The organism is Chromohalobacter sp. HP20-39, from assembly GCF_033052815.1.
Taxonomy (GTDB): Bacteria; Pseudomonadota; Gammaproteobacteria; order Pseudomonadales; family Halomonadaceae; genus Chromohalobacter.
Window position 1 is genome coordinate 481,949 of record NZ_JAWHTP010000001.1, and the last position, 21,327, is coordinate 503,275.

Genomic DNA, 21,327 nt, shown 5'->3' on the forward strand with positions numbered 1-21,327 from the left:
ATGGCCAGAACACCCAAGACCCCGCTCAGCGTCGAAGCGCTCAAGCACGAAGACGCCACGCGCAAGAACATCCCCACCGCCGAACATCAGTCGCTGATGCAGAAGGAGGACAGCGCCTCGGTGCGCGTTACCTATGCACGTGGCGACAATGGATTAGATGATGAAAAGCGTGAGCGCAACCGCGATCTTGACCCGCAGTTGGTCTGGCGCGGCAAGGATCAGCAGGACTGGAGCGATCTGGTCGTCAACGCCCCGCCGCTGTATATCCAGGAGAAAATCAAACCCAAGGTACTGATCGATGACCTGAAGCGCGAATCCGAGCGCAAGCAGGCTGCCGATGCACGTGAGCATGCGGGAGACATGGCCGACCTGTTTGACGACTTCAATGGCTTGCCCAGCGAGGATGCCAAAACCGAGTTCTACCAGCACGACGCCCACTGGGCCAATCGCATGATTCTCGGCGACAGCCTGCAGGTGATGGCCTCGCTGTCCGAGCGCGAAGGCCTGCGTGGCAAGGTACAGTGCATCTATTTCGATCCGCCCTACGGGATCAAATTCAACTCCAACTTCCAGTGGTCGACTACCAGCACTCAGGTAAAAGACGGAAATACTGATCACATCACCCGCGAACCGGAACAGGTCAAGGCCTTTCGTGATACTTGGCGCGATGGTATTCATTCCTATCTGACTTATCTGCGTGATCGGCTGACCGTAGCACGGGATTTACTCAATGACTCCGGCTCGATATTTGTGCAAATTGGCGATGAGAATGTACACCGAGTTAGGTCTTTGATGGAGGAAGTTTTTGGCGAAGATAACTTTATCTCTCTTATATGCGTAAAAAAAACAGGAGGAATGGGTTCAAAATACTTAGATTCTGTATTTGACTACATTGTATGGTTTGGAAAGTCTGCGGAAAAATCTAAATATAGAGGATTGATAACAAGAAAAATTATTGGTGAAGGCCAAGGAACAGGAATGAGATATGACCAAGTCATATTTCATGACTTACAAGAAAGACCTCTTAAAAAATCAGAAAAAGAAAGCAAAAACATTTTAAAAGAACTTGAGGAGTCAGGCGCTAAATTCTTTCAATTAACTTCTCTCAACTCTGAAAGTTCAAGCAATGCCACAACAATAGAATTTGGATTCCAAGGAAAGTCTTTCAGACGTACAAACTGGAAAACGAACGCAACAGGCTTGAGCCGCCTTAGCAAAGCAAGACGTTTAAGGCAAGGAGACAAAACACTTCGTTATCGTAGGTATTTAGATGACTTCCCCGGGGCCCATATCGCTAACTTTTGGGACGATACTGGAGTTTCAGGAAGATTATATGTTGTCCAAACGGCCACAAGGGTTATTGAGCGATGTGTTCTTATGGCCACCGACCCCGGCGATCTCGTCCTCGACCCTACCTGCGGCTCCGGCACCACCGCCACCGTCGCCGAACAATGGGGCCGTCGCTGGATCACGATCGATACTTCGCGCGTAGCATTGGCCTTGGCTCGCGCCCGCGTCATGGGCGCACGCTATCCTTTCTATCTGCTGGCCGATTCCCGCGACGGCCAGTTGAAGGAAGCCGAGCTAACGCGCAGCGCGCCTTCCAGTACACCCACGCGTGGCAATATCACGCACGGCTTTGTTTATGAGCGGGTACCGCATATCACGCTTAAATCTATTGCCAATAACGCCGAGATAGACGTTATCTGGGACAGGTTCCAGCAAACGCTGGAGCCGCTGCGCAAAGCGCTTAACGAGGCTGTCGCGGCAAGCTGGGAGGAGTGGCAGATTCCCCGCGAGACCGGCGAAGAGTGGCCCGAAGAGGCCAAGGCACTTCACGCCAAATGGTGGGAACAGCGCATCGCTCGCCAGCAGGAAATCGACGCTTCGATTGCCGCCAAGGCCGATAGTGAATTCCTGTATGACAAGCCCTATCAAGACAACAAGAAAGTTCGTGTCGCCGGCCCTTTCACCGTCGAGAGCCTATCCCCTCATCGTGTGCTGGGCGTGGATGAAAACGATGAGCTAATCGATGCTGTTGGCGAAGGCCAGGGCGAGTACAACGAAGAACGCGACTTCGTGCAGATGATCCTGGAAAATCTCAAGACCTCTGGCATTCAGCAAGCGCATAAGGATGACAAGATCACATTCACCTCACTTACCCCCTGGCCCGGTGACCTGGTCTGCGCCGAGGGCCGTTATGTTGAAGGTGGAGAGCCTGGAAGCGATGAGCAGGCAGGCATGGAGAAACGCGCCGCCATCTTTATTGGCCCCGAGTTCGGAACCGTCTCCCGCCCCGACCTAGTCGCCGCCGCCCGCGAAGCCGGCGATGCGGACTTCGACGTACTAATTACCTGCGCCTTCAATTTTGATGCCCGCTCGTCGGAGTTCGACAAGCTCGGCCGCATTCCCGTGCTCAAGGCACGCATGAATGCCGATCTGCACATGGCCGCCGATCTCAAGAACACCGGCAAAGGCAACCTGTTCGTTATCTTCGGCGAACCCGACATCGATATTCTGGAAACCGATGGCGACCAGATCCAGGTCAAGGTCAACGGTATCGACGTGTTCCATCCCAACACCGGCGAAGTCCGCTCGGACGGCCCCGACGGTATCGCCTGCTGGTTTATTGACACCGACTATAACGAAGAGAGTTTCTTCGTCCGTCAGGCCTACTTCCTCGGCGCCAATGAACCGTACAAGGCACTCAAGAACACCCTCAAGGCTGAGATCAGCGCTGAAGCTTGGGAAACACTCAACAGCGATACCTCGCGAGCGTTCGATAAGCCCACATCGGGGCGAATTGCAGTGAAGGTGATCAACCACCTCGGCGATGAAGTGATGAAGGTGTTCAGGGTATGATTAAGGTTCCCATGTCGTGGAGGTATCCCCATGGCCAGTGCTGACCACATCAAGGCCCTGTTGAACTCTCATCTTGAGGGTGACGACCAGCGTTTCTACTCGGTGGCCATGCAACTGGCTGCCCATGAGGCAAAACTCGGCCATGGCAAGCTGGCCGAGGAGCTTCGCATGCTCGTCGATAAGGCCAAACAGCGTCGAGGCACCAGTCAGCCGGTGCCCATCGGCAAACCCAGGGGCGAACTCGCCGATCTGCTGAGCGTTTCTTTCCCCGAGGCACGTCTTGGCGATATGGTGCTGGATGACGCTCTCAGGAAGCAGCTCCAGCGCATCATTCGCGAACAGCGCCATGCGGCTCGCATTCTTGAACATGACCTATCCCCGCGCCGCAAACTGCTGCTGATGGGGCCGCCAGGTAACGGCAAGACCATGACCGGCTCTGTGCTCGCCGGCGAGTTGGGCCTGCCCTTATTCCAGGTACGCTTGGATGGCCTGATTACCAAATACATGGGTGAAACGGCCGCGAAACTCAGGCAGATCTTCGATGCCACCAGCCAGACCCGTGGCGTCTACTTCTTCGATGAGTTCGACGCCATCGGTTCCCAGCGTGGCTTGGCCAATGATGTCGGTGAAATTCGCCGCATATTGAACAGCTTCCTGCAGATGATTGAACAGGATCAGTCCCATAGCCTGATCGTTGCCGCCACCAATCATCCAGAGATTCTCGACCGCGCTCTGTTTCGGCGCTTCGATGACCTGCTCCACTACGATCTGCCGGACATAAGTCACGTCGCGATGGTCCTCAAATCACGGCTGGGTCGCTTAGCAGTGAAGGGTGTGTCATGGGAACGACTGGCAGAGGCCACAGAGGGACTGAGCTATGCGGAAATCGTGCGTGCTGCCGAAGAAACGCTCAAGGAAGCCTTGATCGAAGAGGCGGATAGCGTATCTGAGGCGGATATTAGGCGCATGCTGGAAGAGCGGCGACAGATCTCGCATCGATTGGCCAACAAGAACGAGTAACATAACCCAGAGACGCAGGGATGTTTCATGGCAGGGCAAGACAATTCGCGCAAGCCGCATTTCCTTCTGACCGACAATGCCTTTAGCGACCCATATCGTTCACCACCAGCAGGCGGTGGAGATGACAATAAAATTCCGGATCGCGACCGAAAACAGCATGGTAATGCTCTGCTGAATCAACTTCAGACATTACAACCCACCTTGTCCGAAGCCAGGAAAGAGCAGGAAGAGGCAGGGATCGAGGAGGGATTCGGGCTACAGGTAGAATTCGAGAGCTTTCCGGATATCGAGCTGGCCTTCGAATCCTTAGCGCGTGAACGCTCAGGCATCGAACTCCTCAATGTCCGACATGATGAACATCAAACCTTAGCGACCATTTTCATACCGGATGGCAAGCTGGATATCTTGGAAAAGTTGGTTCACACCTACCTCGATGAATCCAAGGATAAAAATAGAGTTCCAAAACACAGCCGACTGCTTAATGCCATCGCGCAGATTCGCAGTGCCACCCTTGAAGCCCTCTGGACCGACACTCCCGAGGCATTGCCCAAATCGGATGAAGAAACACTCTGGTGGGAAGTTTGGCTACCCACCAAGAAGGACCGTGCTGGTGTGATTCGTCAGTTCAAGGAACTGGCCAAAGAATTAGGTTTCATCATTGCCCAGGGCGAAGTCATCTTTCCCGAACGCAGCGTGCTGATGGTTCACGGGTCGGCAGAGCAAATGAAGCGATCGCTTCTAACCCTCAATACGATCGCCGAACTCCGCCGTGCCAAGGAGACGGCGGAGTTCTTCGATGCTATGGCACCACAAGAGCAACCAGATTGGCTGGAGGAACTGCTAGCCCGCACGCATTTTCCTGAAACGGATGAGCACGTTCCGCATGTCTGCTTGTTCGATACCGGCGTCACTCGTGGCCACCCTTTTCTCGCTCCTGCGCTCTCCCCCACCGACCTGCACACGGTAGAACCTGGTTGGGGGGTCGACGACAATGATGGTCATGGCACCTCCATGGCCGGGCTGGCACTGGCCGGTGACTGGACGCCATGGCTGGCTTCACAAGAGCCACTGAACATTGGTCACCGCCTAGAATCGGTCAAGCTATTACCCCACGGCAGCTCGAATGGGCAAGATGCCAGACACCACGGCTATCTGACGTCTGAAGCCGTCTTTCGACCCGAGATATTGGCGCCAGAGCGAGCGCGGGTCTTCAGCATGACAGTAACGGCACGCGATAATCGTGATCGAGGGCGGCCCTCCGCTTGGTCCGCCACCATAGACCGACTAGCCGCCGATGCCGATAGTCAGGCGGAAACGCCCAGACTATTTATCTTGTCTGCGGGAAATGTTTCCGATCCTAACGCTTGGAGCGAATATCCAAGCAGCAACGCCAGCGACAGCATCCATGATCCGGGACAAGCTTGGAATGCGTTGACCGTGGGAGCAGCCACGGAGCTGGTCCACATCACCGAGCCAGATACCAATGACTATCAACCAATCGCACCGCTTGGTGGGCTCAGCCCATTCAGTACGACCTCGCTCACTTGGCAGGCCCACTGGCCGCTTAAGCCGGATATCGTCTTCGAGGGTGGCAACGCTGCAATGGATTCGTTCGGCGCGGCATGGATGACTAGCCTGAGTCTGCTGACGGCAAATGCCTCGCCTACTGAACGGCTATTCACGACCGCCAACGCGACCAGTGCCGCGACGTCGCTTGCTGCTCGCATGGCTGCTCAGTTGATGGCGGAATATCCACACCTGTGGCCAGAGTCGGTCCGTGCTCTGATCGTGCATTCCGCCGAATGGAGCAATGCAATGCGTGATATGTTTCTTCCCGCTACCGGCCGTCCAAGCAAGAAAGATATTGCAGGGCTCATTCGCCATTGTGGTTTCGGTATCCCGAATCTTGAGCAGGCGATGTGGAGCTTCAATAACTCTTTGACTCTGGTGTGCCAGGAGATGCTACGTCCTTTCAAGAAGGATAAGGGCAAAGATACTGGGATGCGTGAGATGCACCTGCATGAACTTCCCTGGCCCTTGGATGAGCTGGAAGCCCTTGGCGAAGCGGAAGTGGAAATGCGCGTCACGCTCTCTTACTTCATCGAGCCGAACCCCTCAGCCCGCGGATTCTCATCACGTTATCGCTACCAGTCCCATGGCCTGCGTTTCGATGTGAGGCGCCCACACGAATCAGTAGATGACTTTCGAGCACGTATCAACGCGGCCGCGCGTGACGAAGAAGAAAGCATCCCCACCGGAGGACAAGATAACAATTGGCTAATCGGTAAGCAGAATCGCCATAAGGGCTCTCTACACTCGGATATCTGGCGGGGAAGCGCCGCTGATCTCGCCAGCCGCGGCATCATTGGTATCTATCCTGCCATGGGCTGGTGGAGAACTCGACCAAAGCTGGAGCGATATGACAGCCAGGCTCGCTATGCTCTTATCGTCTCGATCAAGGCCCCGGATGTGGATGTCGACCTCTACACGGCGGTTGCCAATAAAGTTGCCACCCCAACCATGGTGAACACCTGATGAACTTCCGCATCGCTGATACTTTCACTGCCAGCCTCGCCAGACTCACCGGTGATGAACAAAAATCAGTGAAAACCACAGCCTTCGACCTGCAGATGAACCCAGCCAATCCGGGCATGAATTTCCATAAGCTGGACAAGGTTAAGGATAAGCGTTTCTGGTCGGTACGCGTAAGTAACGATATTCGCCTTATAGTCCATCGCAGCGATAACAGCCTATTGTTGTGCTACGTAGACCATCACGACAAGGCATACCAGTGGGCCGAGCGCCGCAAGCTGGAGATTCACCCTACAACTGGCGCGGCACAGTTAGTTCAAGTCCGGGAGACAATTCAAGAAATCATGGTTCCCACCTATGTGGAAACTGAACTTTCCTCATCTGCCAAGCCCCCGCTCTTCGATGGCGTTGCTGAGGAGGCTCTGCTGAGCTACGGAGTGCCGACCGAATGGCTAGAGGAGGTACGTCAAGCGGACGAGGATAGCCTGTTAGAATTGTCAGAACATTTGCCAGACGAAGCAGCAGAAGCCCTGCTTGAGTTGGCGACAGGTGGTACGCCACAGATGGCCCAGCAATATCGCGGCGCGGATCCCTTTAACCACCCCGATGCCCAGCGCCGATTTAGAGTAATGGCGGATGTTGACGAGCTGGAGCGGGCACTAGAATATCCTTGGGAGAAGTGGAGTATTTTTCTCCACCCAGCCCAGCGCCAATTGGTCGAGCATGATTATAGCGGCCCGGCACGTGTCTCAGGCTCGGCCGGTACCGGTAAGACGGTCGTTGCTCTGCATCGTGCCGTCCACTTAGCTAAGACCAACCCCGAAGCACGCGTTTTGCTTGCCACCTTTTCCGACACCTTAGCTAACATGCTGAGAGTCAAGCTAGTGCGTTTGATCGGTAAGCAGCCCAGCCTAGGTGAGCGGATTGATGTGTATTCAATGAATGCTCTGGGACAGCGGCTATATGAGTTGCAATACGGACCGGTTCGGCTGGCAAGTCGCGATGTGATTGAGACTTTACTGCTGGAAGCATCAAGCAATAATGAGAGTTGTAGATTCAGTCGACAATTTCTGCTTACTGAGTGGGAGGATGTTGTTGATGCCTGGCAACTCGACACTTGGGAAGCCTATCGCGATGTGCGCAGACTAGGCAGGAAGACGCGTCTTCCCGAGTCTCAGCGCTCCGTCTTGTGGGCAATTTTCGACCAGGTTCGTTCAGACTTAGAACAACGCGGACTTGCTACTCATGCGGGAATGTTCAATATGTTGGCAGGGGCTATCGCGCAGCGCTCCTCACTGCTTTATGACTTTGCCATCATCGATGAAGCCCAGGATATCCGTGTCCCTCAGTTACGATTCCTTGCTGCACTTGGGGGCAATCGACCGAATAGCCTGTTCTTTGCCGGCGACCTCGGTCAGCGTATTTTTCAGCAACCGTTTTCCTGGAAAGCATTGGGTGTCAATATCCAAGGGCGCTCACGTGTCCTGTATATCAATTACCGGACCTCTCACCAGATTCGTCGGCAGGCTGATCTACTATTGGATCCAGAACTCACGGACGTAGACGGCAATACCGAGGAAAGGCACGGCACAATCTCCGTATTTAACGGCGCGCCCCCGACTATTCGAGCTCTGAATAGTAAGGATGAAGAAGCCAAGACGGTGGCCGACTGGCTATTGCATTGCCAAACACAAGGCGTTGAGGTCGGAGAAATGGCAGTTTTTGTACGTTCTCCTGCAGAGCTTGAACGTGCTCGTACAGTACTAGAATTAACCAAACTACCCTACCAGAAGCTGGATGAGCGTATGCTATCGGTGGAAAATAAAGTCACGCTTAGCACCATGCATCTAGCCAAGGGCCTTGAGTTTCGAGCTGTTGCGGTTATGGCCTGCGATGATGAAGTGATCCCGTCCCAGAATCGCATCGAAGCGGTTGCCGATGCTGCCGATCTGGAAGAGATTTATAACACTGAGAGACATCTTTTATATGTCGCTTGCACCCGTGCCAGGGATTACCTTCTTGTCACAAGCGGCGATATGGCATCGGAATTTCTGGACGATCTTACCCATTAAAGGCTTCATTTCACTACCGCTCTTGAGGAATGCTCTTGGACTGGAACATCGCCTACACCTGGCTCTCCTGGGCCTAGCGATTCTCGCTGTGGCTACTGATGGCCCTGCTCAGCGTGCAAACCGTCGCCGGAGTGATGATCGGCCGGCCCAAGCTCGTCACGGTGCGCGAAGGTTGAGCCGCTAGGCTTGTGACTAATCCGCGTCTATAGCAGCCTATACTTGCTCTTCAAGAAGAAAGGCATCGATTATACGGGACCCGGTAGTTAGCCCTTGGGAGGCGCCATGTTACTTGAGGACCTACATCATCAGAAGGCAGCCATCGATAACATGGCCCGTCAGTACGGAGCTCGCCGTATTCGGGTATTCGGATCGGTCGCCCGCAAGCAGGAAAAACCGGAAAGTGATGTCGACTTCCTCGTCGACTTTCCGCCGGGATACGATCTGTTCACCCAGCGTTTGCCTTTGGCGGAACGCTTGGCGACCTTGGTCGGGCGCCGGGTCGATCTTGTACCCGAGCATGAACTGAACCGTCATTTCCGCCAGCAGATACTGAACGAGGCGGTAGAACTATGAACAAGCCTTGGCAATCCTATGCTCAGCATATCCTCGATAACATTGCCAAGCTGCGGCGTATCCAATCACGCGGCGATATGGCATCGAACTTCCTGAACGACTCTACCCATTAAAGGCTTCATTTCACTACCGCTCTTGAGGAATGCCCTTGGACTGGAATATCGCCTACACCTGGCTGGCCATTGCCCTGCTATTGGGCCTTGCGGAACTCACCTCAGGCGCGTTGGTGCTGCTCGCTCTGGCCGTCGCCGCCGCGCTGACGGCGCTCCTGGCTTGGCTAGGCGTCAGCCTCGCCTGGCAACTACTGGGGTTCGGCGTCCTCGCCGGGCTGCTGTTGCCAATAACCATCAAAGTGATCCGCCCCTGGTTCTCGCCCCGCGGCGTCGCCTACGGAACGACCGGCACGGGCGTCGAGAAAGGCAATGAATATCGTACCCTCAAGCGCGATTTCGATGGCGCGACCGGTATCAAGATCAACGGCGATTTTTATCGATTGAGAGTCGCCGATACCCACACGACCGAACTGCCTTTAGACAGCCGGGTCGTTTTTCAGCGCTTCGACGGCACCATCGCCATCGTCACGCCAGCATCGCCACAGGAGCAGTAAATATGGATTCATTTCTAACACCGGGGCTAATTCTCAGTCTGATCGTCGTTGTGATCGGCATTGTGATCATCGTCAAGGGGCTGGTGATCGTTCGACAGTCCGAGGTGATGGTGATCGAGCGACTTGGCTCGTTCAACCGACTGCTGGAGAGCGGCATCAACATCATCATCCCGTTCATCGAGCAGCCTCGCGCCATCAGCATGATCCGTTATCGCAAGCAGGGCGAGGAGTACTACCCGATCGCCACCGACGAGACCCGTATCGACCGCCGCGAGACGGTGATGGATTTTCCCGGCCAGCCGGTGGTGACAACCGATAACGTCACGGTGACCATCAACGGCGCCCTTTACTACCAGATCATCGACCCCAAGCGCGCCGTCTACGAAGTCGCCAACATGAGTCAGGCCGTCGAGGTGCTCGCCAAGACCACGCTGCGCTCGGTGGTGGGCAAGATGGAGCTGGACAAGCTGTTCGAATCCCGCGCCGAGGTCAACAACGCGATCCAATCCGCCATGGAGGAGCCCGCGTCCAAGTGGGGCGTCAAGATCTCCCGCGTCGAAGTGCAGGACATCGCCATGCCCGAGGAAGTCGAAGGTGCCATGCGTCTGCAGATGGCGGCCGAGCGTAAACGCCGCGCAACGGTAACCGAAGCCGAGGGCGAAAAATCCGCCGCCATCGCCATGGCCCAGGGCCAGCGTGAGTCATCGATTCTCAATGCCGAAGGCGACAAGCAATCCGCCATTCTACGTGCCGAGGGCGAACAGGAGTCGATCAAGCTGGTCCTTAACGCCATCGGCGACAGTGAGGACGACAAGCGTACCGTCGTGGGCTACCTGCTCGGCCAAAGCTATATCAAGGTGCTGCCGAACATGGCCAAGGATGGCGAGCGCGTGTTCGTGCCTTACGAATCTTCCGCCTTGCTCGGCAGCATGGGCATGTTCCGGGAAATGGCCGGCTCACCGGAAGATGTCGTGAGCCAGCACGTCAAGAATCGCCAGGATGGCACCGACCTGCGTAGCGGAATGGTCGGCGGTGCCGGCAGCAGTAGCTGACTCAGGCCGTGGAGGCATCCAGCCGCCGACTCATGATCGTCACGGACTCGCCACGGTAGGTCAGCGCCTCACGGTCTTCCCATCCCAGGCGGCGATACAGCGCCTGCTGATCGGGCGTGTAGAGATGGAAGTGGCGGATGCCGTGGGCCAGCGCTTCCGCCTCGACCCGTTGCACCAGACGCGAAGCGATACCGTAACCGCGCCATTCAGGCGGCACGAATACCGACGCCAGCCAAGGCGTCAGTTCGCGGCGAATGCTCATGTCGTCAGCCACCAGGCTCGCCGTGCCCACCGGCGACGCCTCGTGCATCGCCACGAACACCGAGGGCACGCCGCCCTCGCCGCACTGCGCATAGAACTCACGGCGATACGCCACGGCCGGGGTCTCGGGGTGCAGGTGACCCCAGGCATCATGGACCCAGCCCGCCACGGTGCCGACATGGGGTGAGTCGGCCTGCAGCCTGACGATAGCGATACTCTCGATCACGCACATGCTCCTGGTCGCTGTCAGCGAGACTCAGCCCTGCTTGGCGTCGCCCGCGTTGCTTCAGCTCTCTAGCTGAAACGAATAAACGTTGCCGATGCCCAGTAGCTGCGTCAGCTCGTCCAGGGCGGTCAAGCTGGGATTTACGCTCGCGGCTCGTTCATAACGGATAGCGGCAGGCATACCCGCGTTCGCCCTCGCCGGCCCAATCGGGAACGATGTCAGCACAGTCGGGGCGTGCATGGGGGCAGCGACCGTGAAACTCACAGCCAGCCGGTCTCCAAAAAGGGCTTGGCATCTCGCCCGATAGTTCGATGCGCCCATGTCGCTCATCCGGATTGGGGGAGGGATTGGCGGAAAGCAGTGCCTCGGTATAGGGATGGCGAGGATGCCGAAAAATGGCGTCCGTCGGCCCTTGTTCCACGAAACGCCCGAGATACATGACAGCCACCTCATCGGTAACGTGGCGAACCAGATTCAGGTTGTGGGTAATGACCAGGATGGCAACGCCGGTACGAGACTGAATCTCGTTGAGTAGATTGAGAATTTCGCCCTGAACAGACATATCCAGTCCTGCCGTCGGCTCATCGGCAATCAGTAATTTCGGATCCAGCGCCAATGCGCGAGCCACCCCGACCCGACGTGCCTGTCCTCCCGAAAGCTGATGCGGGTAACGACTCCCGAGATCGGTCGACAACCCCACCATGGACAACAACCGATCCGCGTCATCAGGCGAACGTTTACCTCCTTGAATCTTCAGTGGCTCGGTAACCAGGCTGGCGATGCTTAGCCGGGGTGAGAGCGAACCGACCGGGTCCTGCCACATCATCGAAATTTCTCGCCGCAACCGCTGCCATTCGGAGTGGCTGGCAGAGCCGATTTCGCGACCACCATAGCGAATACTGCCTCTGGCGGGCTGCAATCCAATCAGACTCTTTGCCACGGTAGACTTGCCGGAGCCGCTTTCGCCAACGATCCCCAGCGTTCGCCCGGCCTCCAGCGTAAAGGAGACGTCGACGACCGCCGGAAACGTTGCTTCCTCGCGTCGCAGTGCTGCCTTCACGCGACCCAGTCGTCGATAGCGCACTTCGAGATGATTGACTTCGAGCAGGCTCATGACGTCATTTCCCCTTCTCCCGCGACCCGGTAACAGCGCGTCAGTTGCGTGCGTTCGCCGGAATAAAAGCCGGGGTGCTCCCGGCGGCAACGCTCGAATACATGCGGGCACCGATCCTGGAAGATGCAGCCCGAGGGAACCTGGCGCAGGTCCGGCAAGCTACCGGGGATCGTCGGCAGAATGCGCGTCGCCTCGCGAATGCTGCCGGGATCGCACTCGAGCAGTGCCTGGGTATACGGATGCGCGGGCTGGCGAAAGATCTCATCGACACTACCCTGCTCGACTACCTCGCCGGCATACATCACCGCCACGTCATCGCAGAGTTCCGCCACCGTTCCCAGATGATGTGAAACGAAGATAACCGAGCAGCCGAACTGCTGCTGAAGATCGCGCAGCAGATGAATGATCTGTACTTCCAGCGTCGCGTCCAACGCGGTCGTCGGCTCATCGGCAATCAACAGGTCAGGCCGAGTCAGCAGCGCCATGGCGATACATACCCGCTGACGCATCCCACCGGAAAGTTCGTGAGGATAGCTATCCAACCGCGCCTCAGGATCCGGAATGCGAACCTGGGCGAGAAAGTCCACGGCAAGCTTGCGTTTCTCGGCGCGAGTGATTCGCTCACGGTATTGGATGTCCATCATCTGCTGGCCGATGGTGCGCACCGGATTGAGCGAGGTCATAGGATCCTGGAAGATCATCGCGATTCGCTTGCCACGCAGCGCCCGCCAGCGTCCTGCAGAAAGATGCGCCAGGTCGTCGTCACCCAGCCGAATCACGCCGTGCGTGATGCGCGCATTGCCTGCCAACAGGCCGATCAAGCTGTAGGCCAAGGAGGATTTGCCGCATCCCGACTCTCCAACCAGCCCCAAGATTCGCCCCGCCGCCACATCGAGCGAGATATGGCGCAGCGCATGAATCGGACCGCGTGCGGTGGAAAAATCCACCGAAAGCTCCTCGATACGCATCAGCGGCACGTGGCCATCGCCACGCATGGCATCGGATGAGTGCATCAGCTTCTGCTCGGACATCAGTTGGCCTTTTGCAGTCTGGGATCGAAGATATCGCGCAGCGCTTCACCCATGAAGGTGAAACCCAGCGTGACCAGCACGATCGGAACCGAACCCGCGATCACCGGCCAAGGGGAATTGCGGATGAAGTTGTAGCCGTCATTGAGTATCACGCCCCAAGAGGGCGTGGGTGGGCGTACCCCCATCCCGAGAAAGCTCAGTCCCGCTTCGGTGGCGATCACCAGCGGCACGTCCATGCTCGCCAGAATCAACAGCGGCCCCAGCACGTTGGGCAACACGTGAACGAACAGAACCCGCGGCAGACTTGCACCCATCGCCCGTTCGGCCATGACGAACTCGGCGTTGCGCAGCGCCTGCGCCTGAGTACGAATGATCCGGGCGTAGATGGGCACAGAAGTGATTGCGACAACCATGATGACCGTCAACAGGCTAGGCCCGACTAAGGCCACTACCGCCAGACCGAATACGATAGTAGGGAACGAGCGCAGGGCATCGAAGAGAAGCAGCAGCAGGTTGTCGAGCCAGCGAGGCCCCAGGCCAGCCATCAGCCCCAACGCGAGACCCAGGCTCAGCGCCGCGCCGAGCGCAGCGGCGGCCACCAGCATCGCCACTTGCCCACCAGCAAGTACGCGGCTGAAGAGATCGCGGCCGATATGGTCGGTACCCAGCCAGTGGTCGAAAGACGGCGGGGCCATGCGCGGCCCGGTCATGATGGCGGCAGGATCGTAGGGAGATATCCAGGGTGCGAAGATCGCGGCGGCGAGGATCAACGCGACCAGAAAAAACCCAATGGTGCCTGTGCGATTGCCCGCCAGCCCTTGCAAGGTCCGAGCGAGTAGCGTCGGCTGCGGTAACGAAACAGCAGTCTGAACCTGACTCATGAATAGCGCCCCTGCATCTTATAACGCCTCCCGCTGACGCGGATCGAGCAACGCCACGACCAGATCCGACACCAGCGTGGCGAGCACGATGATCGCCGTGGTGACCAGTACCGCCCCCAGCACGACCGGATAGTTGCGTTCGTTGACCGAGGAGACGATCAGTGCGCCGATGCCCGGACGCGCGAAGATCACCTCGACAAACACGGCGGCGGAAAAGAGATGGGCAACGCCGGTTCCTAGCAGCGTCACCGCCGGTTGCACGGCAATTTTCAGGATATAGACACGCACGATGCGCGCCTCGGTAAGACCGAAAGAGCGCGCCATACGCACGTGCGGTGCCCCCATGACCTCGAGCATCGAGGCACGCACCATTCGCGCGACGTAGCCCACCCAAGAGATGCCAATAGCGAATGCCGGCAGGATCAGATGCACGGCCCCGCCGAAAAAACCCTGCCCCGCGCCGATCGCCGGCAGCCAGTCCAGAGAGACAGCGAAGATGAGCACGGCATAGAGCGCCATCACGAAGGCAGGGATCGAAATCGTTCCCACCGACAGAATGCCCAGCAGCGTGTCAAGCCAGGTACCCGCCCGTAGCGCCGAATAACAGCCGAGCACGATGCCCAATGTCGCGGACCACAGAATCGATACCGCGATCAGCACCAGCGTGTAAGGCAGTTGCTCGAAAACGATATCGCTGACGTCACGACCGGTGAAAACATCGGTGCCTAAATTCCCCTGCAGTATACGGCCGAAGAACGTCACGATCTGCACAGGCAACGGCTGATCTAACCCCATCGCCACCCGTGTCTGCTCGATCAATTCGGGAGTGGCACGCGCCCCCAGCATCATCGTCGCCGGATCGCCCGGCACGACGTGAAGCATGAGCGTCAGCGCTGAAATCGCCACGATGACGATCAACACAGACAGCAGAAACCGCTGCATCGCGTAATAGATCATAGGGCAGCTCAGACCGAACCGGAAAAGCGCGGCAGCAGCGGAAGGCCGTCCGGCCGAAGCGCTGGCTCGAGCGAGTCGCGATACATCACCGGATTGCCTTCATGGGTGAGGAAGCGATAAGCACCGGATTGCTCCATGATGCCCTGCATCTGACGGTAAAGGGCCGCTCGCTTGTCGGGATCGGTCTCGCGGAGCGCCTGCTCGTGCAGTTTGTCGAATTCCGGGTTCGAGAAGCGTTCCCAGTTCCACACGCCGACCTGATCCGAGACGAACCAACTGGTGGCGTAATACGGGTCGGGCAGCATCGAGAAACGGTTGAGCACCAGTTGCATGTTTTTCCAGCGATCACCCTCGCTTTCCATCCCCAAGGTCCAGAACGACCCCGAATCCTGCACGTTGATCTGCGTGGGAATCCCGACTTGGCCCAATTGGGCCTGAATGATCTGCGCCATGGTGGTCCATACGGTTGCGTTGAGCGCATCGATGGTCAATGGCTGACTCGGCGGCCCGCCAGCGGCTTCCAGAAACGCCCGGGCCTTGTCCAGATCTCCCTCGACCGGAATGGCCGAGTGATCGCGATGACCGGGTAGCCCCGGGGCGATCAACCCGGTGGCAGGCTCTGCTTCACCGAAGTAGGCAGCGTCGACTATCTGCTTGACGTTGATCGCATACTGGATCGCCTGGCGCAGATTTTTGTCCTGAAGCGCGGGATTATCGAGGTTCATACCCAGCCACACGTAGGAAAGGGACGGATACTCTTTGATCGTTGTATTTGCGGGCGGATCCTGCCGATACTGAGCAAGAGAAGAAAGTGTAATCTGAGTAAAGTCCAACCCCCCCGCTTCGTAGGCACGCTCGGCGGTCTTGGTATCATCCATCGGCAAGATACGAATCTCATCGAACCCCGGAGCCGGGCCGGTCCATGCCGGATTGCGCGTCAAACGGACGTACTGATTGGGCTTCCATTCCGCCAGCACGTAGGCGCCGGAGAATACCGGCGGCGTCATGCCGAAGTTGCCCCCATCGTCGGTGGCATCCAGCACCGCTTTCTTGGAGACGATATGCCCGGTCCCATAGGGTAGCGCGATGGTCCAGATGGGTTGAAAAGGCTCCTTGAGCACAATGACCCCCTCGTAGCGACCGGTCACCTCGACATGATCGAGTGGTCCCCAATCGCTCTTGACCGGGCTGTCATGCAATATCGCGCGTTCGAAAGAGAATTTCACGTCCTCGGCAGTGATCTCGCCGTAACCTCCCGAGAACTGCAGCCCCTGCTTCAACTTGAAGCGGATATGGGTATCGTCGACCTGCTCGATTTCCTCCGCCGATTCCAGCTCCCAGTCCCATTCCCGCCCCTCCTTGTAGCGGATGAGCTTGGTGTAGATGCAGTTCATGACATCCACGTTGTAGCCATTCTGATAGAAAGCCGGGTCCAGCGCATCGATATCGGCGTAGGCGCTGAGGCGGAGTGTCTGCCCGCTTTGTGCCCAGATTCGGGAGCCCAGCGGCATCGTCGCCGCAAACAGGCAGGTCGAAGCGGCGCCCTTCAGAAAGGTGCGCCTCCCCAAAGCGGCTGAAGCCATTGATACGGTCTTTGTCTTTGTCATGATCGATTCTCCCTGTCCCACCATGCCACACGAACGGCGAGTGGCTTTATCATCTGCGCCCAATGAGAGACGGCGACTTTATACGCACGACTCGTGGCTGGGCGAGGTTTCACTTCAAACTGCCGAAATCATGCAAAGTCTCGCGGGATTTCACAGTCCCAAGTCTGTTCGTGAGCTATCTCGCCACGCTCTCGAGCGACCAGTCTGGCGCGGATGTAGAAATGACTCGGCGTTGCAGTAAATTCGGTTTCGGTTCTGCTTTCGACACACCAAGCGTCGCGCGACATTAGCTGATCGGAGACGATACAGGCGCGAAAGGATGACCAATCTTTTTCTTCGAAGGCGTAGGTTTCCCGCGTACTCGAAGCGATCGTCAAATCATTGTCCTCGATTCGTATGACGCCAGCGTCATCGGTAATTTCCACGCGCACGCTTCCATTAGCAAGATCATCGATTATCCGCCAATCGCAGTGTGGCCCCGACAACGTATCCGCCGCCATCGGCGGCGCGCCTATAGGGTCGCCCAGATCACGGGGTGTCGGCTCTGTGGGATTATCGCGGCGAACCGGCAATACCAATCTTGTCGTCTGCAGATTCAGCGCCAATGTGACCGGCTCGGGAGATGGCCACGCCATGGGGAAATAGCTGGTGGAGATCGCCAGACGCAGTCGATGTCCAGTGCGAAACGATTGGGCGACGTGTTTGAAAGGCACGCTGACGCGGTAGCTTTCTCCCGGCACCAACGCTTCGGGATACTCGTGGCTGTTACGATGCGTCAGGTTAAGCAGTCCGTAGCTGACTCGAGTAGCACTACCAGAGGGTGCTACATCACTCAGCCTGACAGCGACCTGCGCCACCGGCTTGTCCACCGAGAACGTGAGTTCCAGCGCGGCATCGCCAACGATGTCGAGTGACGTCTCGAGCGGCGCGGTCTCGAACGTGAGGCTGCCCGCATCATCACGACGCTGATCGACCGGCTGATCACCGGGATTGGCATAGGAGCACCACTTTCCCCCCATGAGCCCAACCCAAGGCGGCGATGAATGGGTGACCGTCTCCGACTGACGTGGCGCGCCGTCGGCCACCAAGTCACCATTGGCGCTTAGCGCGAAAACTTTCGACACGATGTTAGCCGACGGCCAAGCGGGCTCTTCTATCCAACGTCCGGCACGCGTCTCGTAGTGGCTGGCGGGCTCCGCATGGTCCTGCAGATAGAATCGCAAGGCAGGCTCGTCCATGATGCCGGTCTCACGCCCCTTGAGCCAATGATCCCACCAGCGCAGCTCTTCGTTGTTCCAGTCGATCGCCGGCCCGGGGCTCCCTAGGTGAGGATATTTGTGCGCCCAGGGTCCAATGAGCCCTTTTTTGGGTCCTTGCAGTGTTTCCATGAGCCGGAAGACTGTCCGACAATAGCCGTCAGCCCAGCCGCTGACCGCGTAGACCGGCACATCGATACGACTGATATCCTCACAGACCGAACCATGTTTCCAGAAAGCATCGCGCCGTTGGTGCTCGGTCCAGTTCTGAAGCCACATTCCGGAGCCCGTGAGTCGATCCATCCATAGCCGACGCCATTTATCGCCCACGAGCTCAGGGTCGGGAGGCAAGGTATTGATCGCGAACATGTGAGATGCCCACGAAATCTGATCGATCAGCAGGGTCCCCCCCATGTAGTGGACATCATCAGCGTAGCGATCATCCGTGGACGACAGCGATACCACGGCTTTCAACGCCGGAGGGCGTTCAGCAGCAATCTGGAGACCATTGAAGCCGCCCCATGAGATGCCCACCATGCCAACGTTACCGTCGCACCACGGCTGCGCGGCCAGCCAGGCGATGACATCACAGCCATCCTGAATCTCCTGTGCGGTGTACTCGTCTTCCATCACACCTTCGGATTCGCCGGAGCCGCGGATGTCCACACGTACGTAGGCATAACCGCGAGCAGCGATGAAGGGTGCCCGAACGGCGTCCCGGGACAGCGTGTTGTCACCCTTGCGATAGGGCAGATATTCCAGAATTGCAGGAACAGACTTTCCATGCAGCGGTCGCCACATGCGTGCGGCAAGCCTACAACCATCCGGCATAGGAATTTCCAGATGGAGGGTTTCTGCGACCTCGAAAAGAGATGAAGAACTTGGATCCATGACTTGCCAGTCCTGACTACGGGTTCCAATGCAGAGTGTCACTGTCAGGACTTTCGCTTCAATTTCGCCCCCTTCGCTACTTGACACTCTCCCCGCTTCGTTTAGCTTATAACCATGACTAATAATACTTTTTCAGCTAATCTTGGCTACGCTTGCGGTTTCTACCCATCGATCGCTTACGTTTGCCGCCGAATTGGCATCAACAGGCAGCAATTCAACAAATATCTGGCCGGCACGGTTCGCCCATCGCGCTACAACATGCGACGCATCAGTGACTTCTTCGGCGTCACCGAAGCCGAGCTATTGAGCGAACCCACAGGCTTCACCGAACTGTTCTCTCTACGCCGCATACCGAAGCCTGCCCACCAAGACGATATCGTCGTACCGAGTTACCAACGACTATCACGACTTTCCGCACCGCTAGATCGCTACTGCGGTAGCTATTTCCGCTACTTCTATTCGTTCAGCAATCCAGGTTACGTCATGCGCTCTTTTGCACGCCTTGAGCGTAAAGATGAGGCCTATCTGTGGAAAAACATCGAACGGGAGCTCAATCCCGATACAGGTACGGCTGAGATAGCAAAATACGAGGGAGTCGCCCTTTTTCTCGGCGAGCGGATCAATATCATGGAATACGAAACCCTGCTGGCCAGTTCCATCACCCAGATGATCCTCTACCCTTCGTATCAAGCCGGGATTGACTACCTGCTTGGGCTTCAGACCGGCGGGCCAATCAAGCGTGGCAGAATGCCGGCAGCATCCAGGGTTGTACTGCAATATCTTGGCGAGAATGTCGACACGCGACGCGCGCTTAGGGAATGTGGTCTGATGTGCCCAGAAGCCGTCGCGCCAAGGATTGCAGGCCTGCTCGACAATCGCGTATCCGCGGATAGCTGGGTCTTTGAAGTGGAACAGCAGTGAACCGCAACTGCCATTGGCTTAGAGTCACGTTTGATTCGATCGCAATGAAAATACCGCATCGCCGATTCAGTGGAGTTCCGTGGCCGCGCTATCGATTCATATGCGGCCACGAGGGCAGTTATTCCAGCTGAAACGAATAAACGTTGCCGATGCCCAGTAGCTGCGTCAGCTCGTCCAGGGCGGTCAGCGATTCTTGGACGAGTTGCGGGTCGGCGAGGTCCTCGGGCGCCAGCCGGTCACGATAATGCCGCTCGACCCAGGCCGTGAGGTCGCCATGCAGGGCCTCGTCGAGCAACACCCGGCCACCCAGCGCCTGGCGTTCGGCCGACGAGAGCGCGACGCGCAGGCGCAGGCACGCCGGGCCGCCACCGTTGCGCATGCTCTGCTTGACGTCCTTGACCAGCACCTCGCTGATCGGGTTGTACCCCGCCAGCAGCAGGTCCTGAATCGTCCGCCACACAGTTTCGTTCTCCTGACACTCGCCGGGCACGACCAGCGTCATGCTGCCGTCGGGGTTGGAGAGCAGCTGCGAGTTGAACAGGTACGTCGACACCGCATCCTCGAGGCTGACCGCCTCGCTCGGCACTCGCACCGGAATCAACGGCGATGCCATCCGCGCGCGCAGCGCGTCCAGCGTGGCGTCTTCATCCCGAAACGCCATGTCGTGATAGAGCAGCACCGGACCATTGCCGACGGCGATGACGTCGTTATGGAAGACACCGGCGTCGATGGCCTCGGGGTTTTGCTGGGCGAACACCGTCTGCGCGTCGCTCAAGCCATGCTGCCGCGCGATCGCCTGACTGGCCTCCAGGGTCTGGCGCGCGGGATAACGCGTGGGGCCGTGTTGCCCGCCGAATGCCTGGCGGCCGTAGACGAAAAGATGCACGCCGGGCTCGCCATGCGCGCCGCTCAACCGGGTATGATTGGCCGCGCCTTCGTCGGAGAAGGCCGGCGTCGCCGGCAGCACCGGGTGATGCGCGAAGTGCGTCTCGTCGCGAAACATCGCCGCCAGCACGCGCGCGGTGGTGCGCGGTTCGAGATAGCGGTGAAAGCTCGATTGCAGGTTCGCGGCGGTGAAATGAACGCGGCCATCCGAGACATCCGCGCTGGGCGTGACGGTCGCCGCGTTGGCCGTCCACATCGACGAGGCCGAGCACACCGCGCGCAGCAATTGTGGGGCTTCCTGGGCCGCTCGCGCCAGCACGCTCGCGTCGTCACCGGTGAACCCGAGATCGCGCAGCGCGCCCAGGTCGGGGCGTTGCTGGGGCGGCAACACGCCCTGCGCGTAGCCGGCCTCCATCAGCGACTTCATCTTGTCGAGCCCCTGCAACGCCGCCTCACGCGGGTTGGCCGTGAGCCCGCCATGGCGCATCGAGGCCACGTTGCCATGCGCCAATCCGGCGTAGTTGTGGGTCGGCCCCACAAGCCCGTCGAAATTGACCTCGCGTACCTCTTCACTCATAG

16 protein-coding genes are annotated in these 21,327 nt (G+C 57.8%); 8 read left to right on the top strand and 8 right to left on the bottom strand.

Annotated elements, in window-relative coordinates; translation table 11 throughout:
* From RVY79_RS02240 to RVY79_RS02270, 7 genes are all read left to right on the top strand, one after another.
* Window positions 1-2,862, top strand: a complete 2,862-nt coding sequence (locus tag RVY79_RS02240; RefSeq protein ID WP_317462375.1) for a site-specific DNA-methyltransferase — start codon at window positions 1-3, stop codon at window positions 2,860-2,862.
* A gap of 30 nt (window positions 2,863-2,892) precedes the next feature.
* The gene (locus tag RVY79_RS02245; RefSeq protein ID WP_317462376.1) at window positions 2,893-3,882 is read left to right on the top strand and encodes an ATP-binding protein; all 990 of its coding nucleotides are present in this window, start codon (window positions 2,893-2,895) and stop codon (window positions 3,880-3,882) included.
* 27 nt (window positions 3,883-3,909) lie between these two features.
* Entirely contained in the window at window positions 3,910-6,417 is a 2,508-nt protein-coding gene (locus tag RVY79_RS02250) for a S8 family peptidase (protein WP_317462377.1), read from the top strand.
* On the top strand, window positions 6,417-8,486 hold the full coding sequence (locus tag RVY79_RS02255) for a 3'-5' exonuclease (RefSeq protein WP_317462378.1): 2,070 nt from the start codon (window positions 6,417-6,419) through the stop codon (window positions 8,484-8,486). The genes RVY79_RS02250 and RVY79_RS02255 overlap by 1 nt, the downstream gene beginning before the upstream one ends.
* Window positions 8,487-8,768: 282 nt before the next feature.
* Entirely contained in the window at window positions 8,769-9,059 is a 291-nt protein-coding gene (locus RVY79_RS02260; protein ID WP_317462379.1) for a nucleotidyltransferase family protein, read from the top strand.
* Window positions 9,060-9,207: 148 nt separating this feature from the next.
* Window positions 9,208-9,666, top strand: coding sequence for a nodulation efficiency, NfeD-like protein (locus RVY79_RS02265; RefSeq protein ID WP_317462381.1), 459 nt, complete (start codon window positions 9,208-9,210; stop codon window positions 9,664-9,666).
* 2 nt (window positions 9,667-9,668) lie between these two features.
* The gene (locus RVY79_RS02270) at window positions 9,669-10,718 is read left to right on the top strand and encodes an SPFH domain-containing protein (RefSeq protein ID WP_317462382.1); all 1,050 of its coding nucleotides are present in this window, start codon (window positions 9,669-9,671) and stop codon (window positions 10,716-10,718) included.
* A 1-nt stretch (window position 10,719) separates the two neighbouring features.
* On the opposite strand, the gene RVY79_RS02275 is transcribed toward RVY79_RS02270, so the two are convergent.
* The 7 genes from RVY79_RS02275 to RVY79_RS02305 all read right to left on the bottom strand — a co-directional run bounded on the left by RVY79_RS02275 (window position 10,720) and on the right by RVY79_RS02305 (window position 18,942).
* Window positions 10,720-11,205, bottom strand: coding sequence for a GNAT family N-acetyltransferase (locus RVY79_RS02275; RefSeq protein WP_317462383.1), 486 nt, complete (start codon window positions 11,203-11,205; stop codon window positions 10,720-10,722).
* Window positions 11,206-11,362: 157 nt separating this feature from the next.
* Window positions 11,363-12,319 carry an oligopeptide/dipeptide ABC transporter ATP-binding protein gene (locus tag RVY79_RS02280; protein ID WP_317462384.1) on the bottom strand — a complete coding sequence of 319 codons (957 nt, stop codon included), beginning with the start codon at window positions 12,317-12,319 and terminating at the stop codon, window positions 11,363-11,365.
* A complete protein-coding gene (locus tag RVY79_RS02285; RefSeq protein WP_317462385.1) occupies window positions 12,316-13,350 on the bottom strand; it encodes an ABC transporter ATP-binding protein in 1,035 nt (344 codons plus the stop codon). Before RVY79_RS02285 ends, RVY79_RS02280 begins: the two co-directional genes overlap by 4 nt.
* Entirely contained in the window at window positions 13,350-14,231 is an 882-nt protein-coding gene (locus tag RVY79_RS02290; protein WP_317462386.1) for an ABC transporter permease, read from the bottom strand. Before RVY79_RS02290 ends, RVY79_RS02285 begins: the two co-directional genes overlap by 1 nt.
* Before the next feature lie 18 nt (window positions 14,232-14,249).
* Complete coding sequence (locus RVY79_RS02295) at window positions 14,250-15,188, bottom strand: ABC transporter permease (RefSeq protein ID WP_317462387.1); 939 nt, start codon at window positions 15,186-15,188, stop codon at window positions 14,250-14,252.
* Between the two features lie 8 nt (window positions 15,189-15,196).
* Window positions 15,197-16,795 (bottom strand): ABC transporter substrate-binding protein, encoded by a 1,599-nt coding sequence (locus RVY79_RS02300; protein WP_317462388.1) that lies wholly within the window; start codon window positions 16,793-16,795, stop codon window positions 15,197-15,199.
* A 128-nt stretch (window positions 16,796-16,923) separates the two neighbouring features.
* Entirely contained in the window at window positions 16,924-18,942 is a 2,019-nt protein-coding gene (locus RVY79_RS02305) for a CocE/NonD family hydrolase (RefSeq protein ID WP_317462389.1), read from the bottom strand.
* A 114-nt stretch (window positions 18,943-19,056) separates the two neighbouring features.
* Between RVY79_RS02305 and RVY79_RS02310 the strand changes: the two genes are divergently transcribed.
* A complete protein-coding gene (locus RVY79_RS02310; protein ID WP_317462390.1) occupies window positions 19,057-19,863 on the top strand; it encodes a helix-turn-helix transcriptional regulator in 807 nt (268 codons plus the stop codon).
* A 118-nt stretch (window positions 19,864-19,981) separates the two neighbouring features.
* On the opposite strand, the gene astB is transcribed toward RVY79_RS02310, so the two are convergent.
* The gene (astB, locus tag RVY79_RS02315; RefSeq protein WP_317462654.1) at window positions 19,982-21,325 is read right to left on the bottom strand and encodes an N-succinylarginine dihydrolase; all 1,344 of its coding nucleotides are present in this window, start codon (window positions 21,323-21,325) and stop codon (window positions 19,982-19,984) included.
* Window positions 21,326-21,327: the final 2 nt, after the last annotated feature.

Excerpts from the sequence above, each read along its gene's own strand:
- RVY79_RS02240 (WP_317462375.1), top strand. The coding sequence starts at position 1 with ATGGCCAGAACACCCAAGACCCCGCTCAGCGTCGAAGCGCTCAAGCAC.
- RVY79_RS02245 (WP_317462376.1), top strand. The coding sequence starts at position 2,893 with ATGGCCAGTGCTGACCACATCAAGGCCCTGTTGAACTCTCATCTTGAG.
- RVY79_RS02250 (WP_317462377.1), top strand. The coding sequence starts at position 3,910 with ATGGCAGGGCAAGACAATTCGCGCAAGCCGCATTTCCTTCTGACCGAC.
- RVY79_RS02255 (WP_317462378.1), top strand. The coding sequence starts at position 6,417 with ATGAACTTCCGCATCGCTGATACTTTCACTGCCAGCCTCGCCAGACTC.
- RVY79_RS02260 (WP_317462379.1), top strand. The coding sequence starts at position 8,769 with ATGTTACTTGAGGACCTACATCATCAGAAGGCAGCCATCGATAACATG.
- RVY79_RS02270 (WP_317462382.1), top strand. The coding sequence starts at position 9,669 with ATGGATTCATTTCTAACACCGGGGCTAATTCTCAGTCTGATCGTCGTT.
- RVY79_RS02280 (WP_317462384.1), bottom strand. The coding sequence starts at position 12,319 with ATGAGCCTGCTCGAAGTCAATCATCTCGAAGTGCGCTATCGACGACTG.
- RVY79_RS02285 (WP_317462385.1), bottom strand. The coding sequence starts at position 13,350 with ATGTCCGAGCAGAAGCTGATGCACTCATCCGATGCCATGCGTGGCGAT.
- RVY79_RS02290 (WP_317462386.1), bottom strand. The coding sequence starts at position 14,231 with ATGAGTCAGGTTCAGACTGCTGTTTCGTTACCGCAGCCGACGCTACTC.
- RVY79_RS02295 (WP_317462387.1), bottom strand. The coding sequence starts at position 15,188 with ATGATCTATTACGCGATGCAGCGGTTTCTGCTGTCTGTGTTGATCGTC.
- RVY79_RS02300 (WP_317462388.1), bottom strand. The coding sequence starts at position 16,795 with ATGACAAAGACAAAGACCGTATCAATGGCTTCAGCCGCTTTGGGGAGG.
- RVY79_RS02305 (WP_317462389.1), bottom strand. The coding sequence starts at position 18,942 with ATGGATCCAAGTTCTTCATCTCTTTTCGAGGTCGCAGAAACCCTCCAT.
- RVY79_RS02310 (WP_317462390.1), top strand. The coding sequence starts at position 19,057 with ATGACTAATAATACTTTTTCAGCTAATCTTGGCTACGCTTGCGGTTTC.
- astB (WP_317462654.1), bottom strand. The coding sequence starts at position 21,325 with ATGAGTGAAGAGGTACGCGAGGTCAATTTCGACGGGCTTGTGGGGCCG.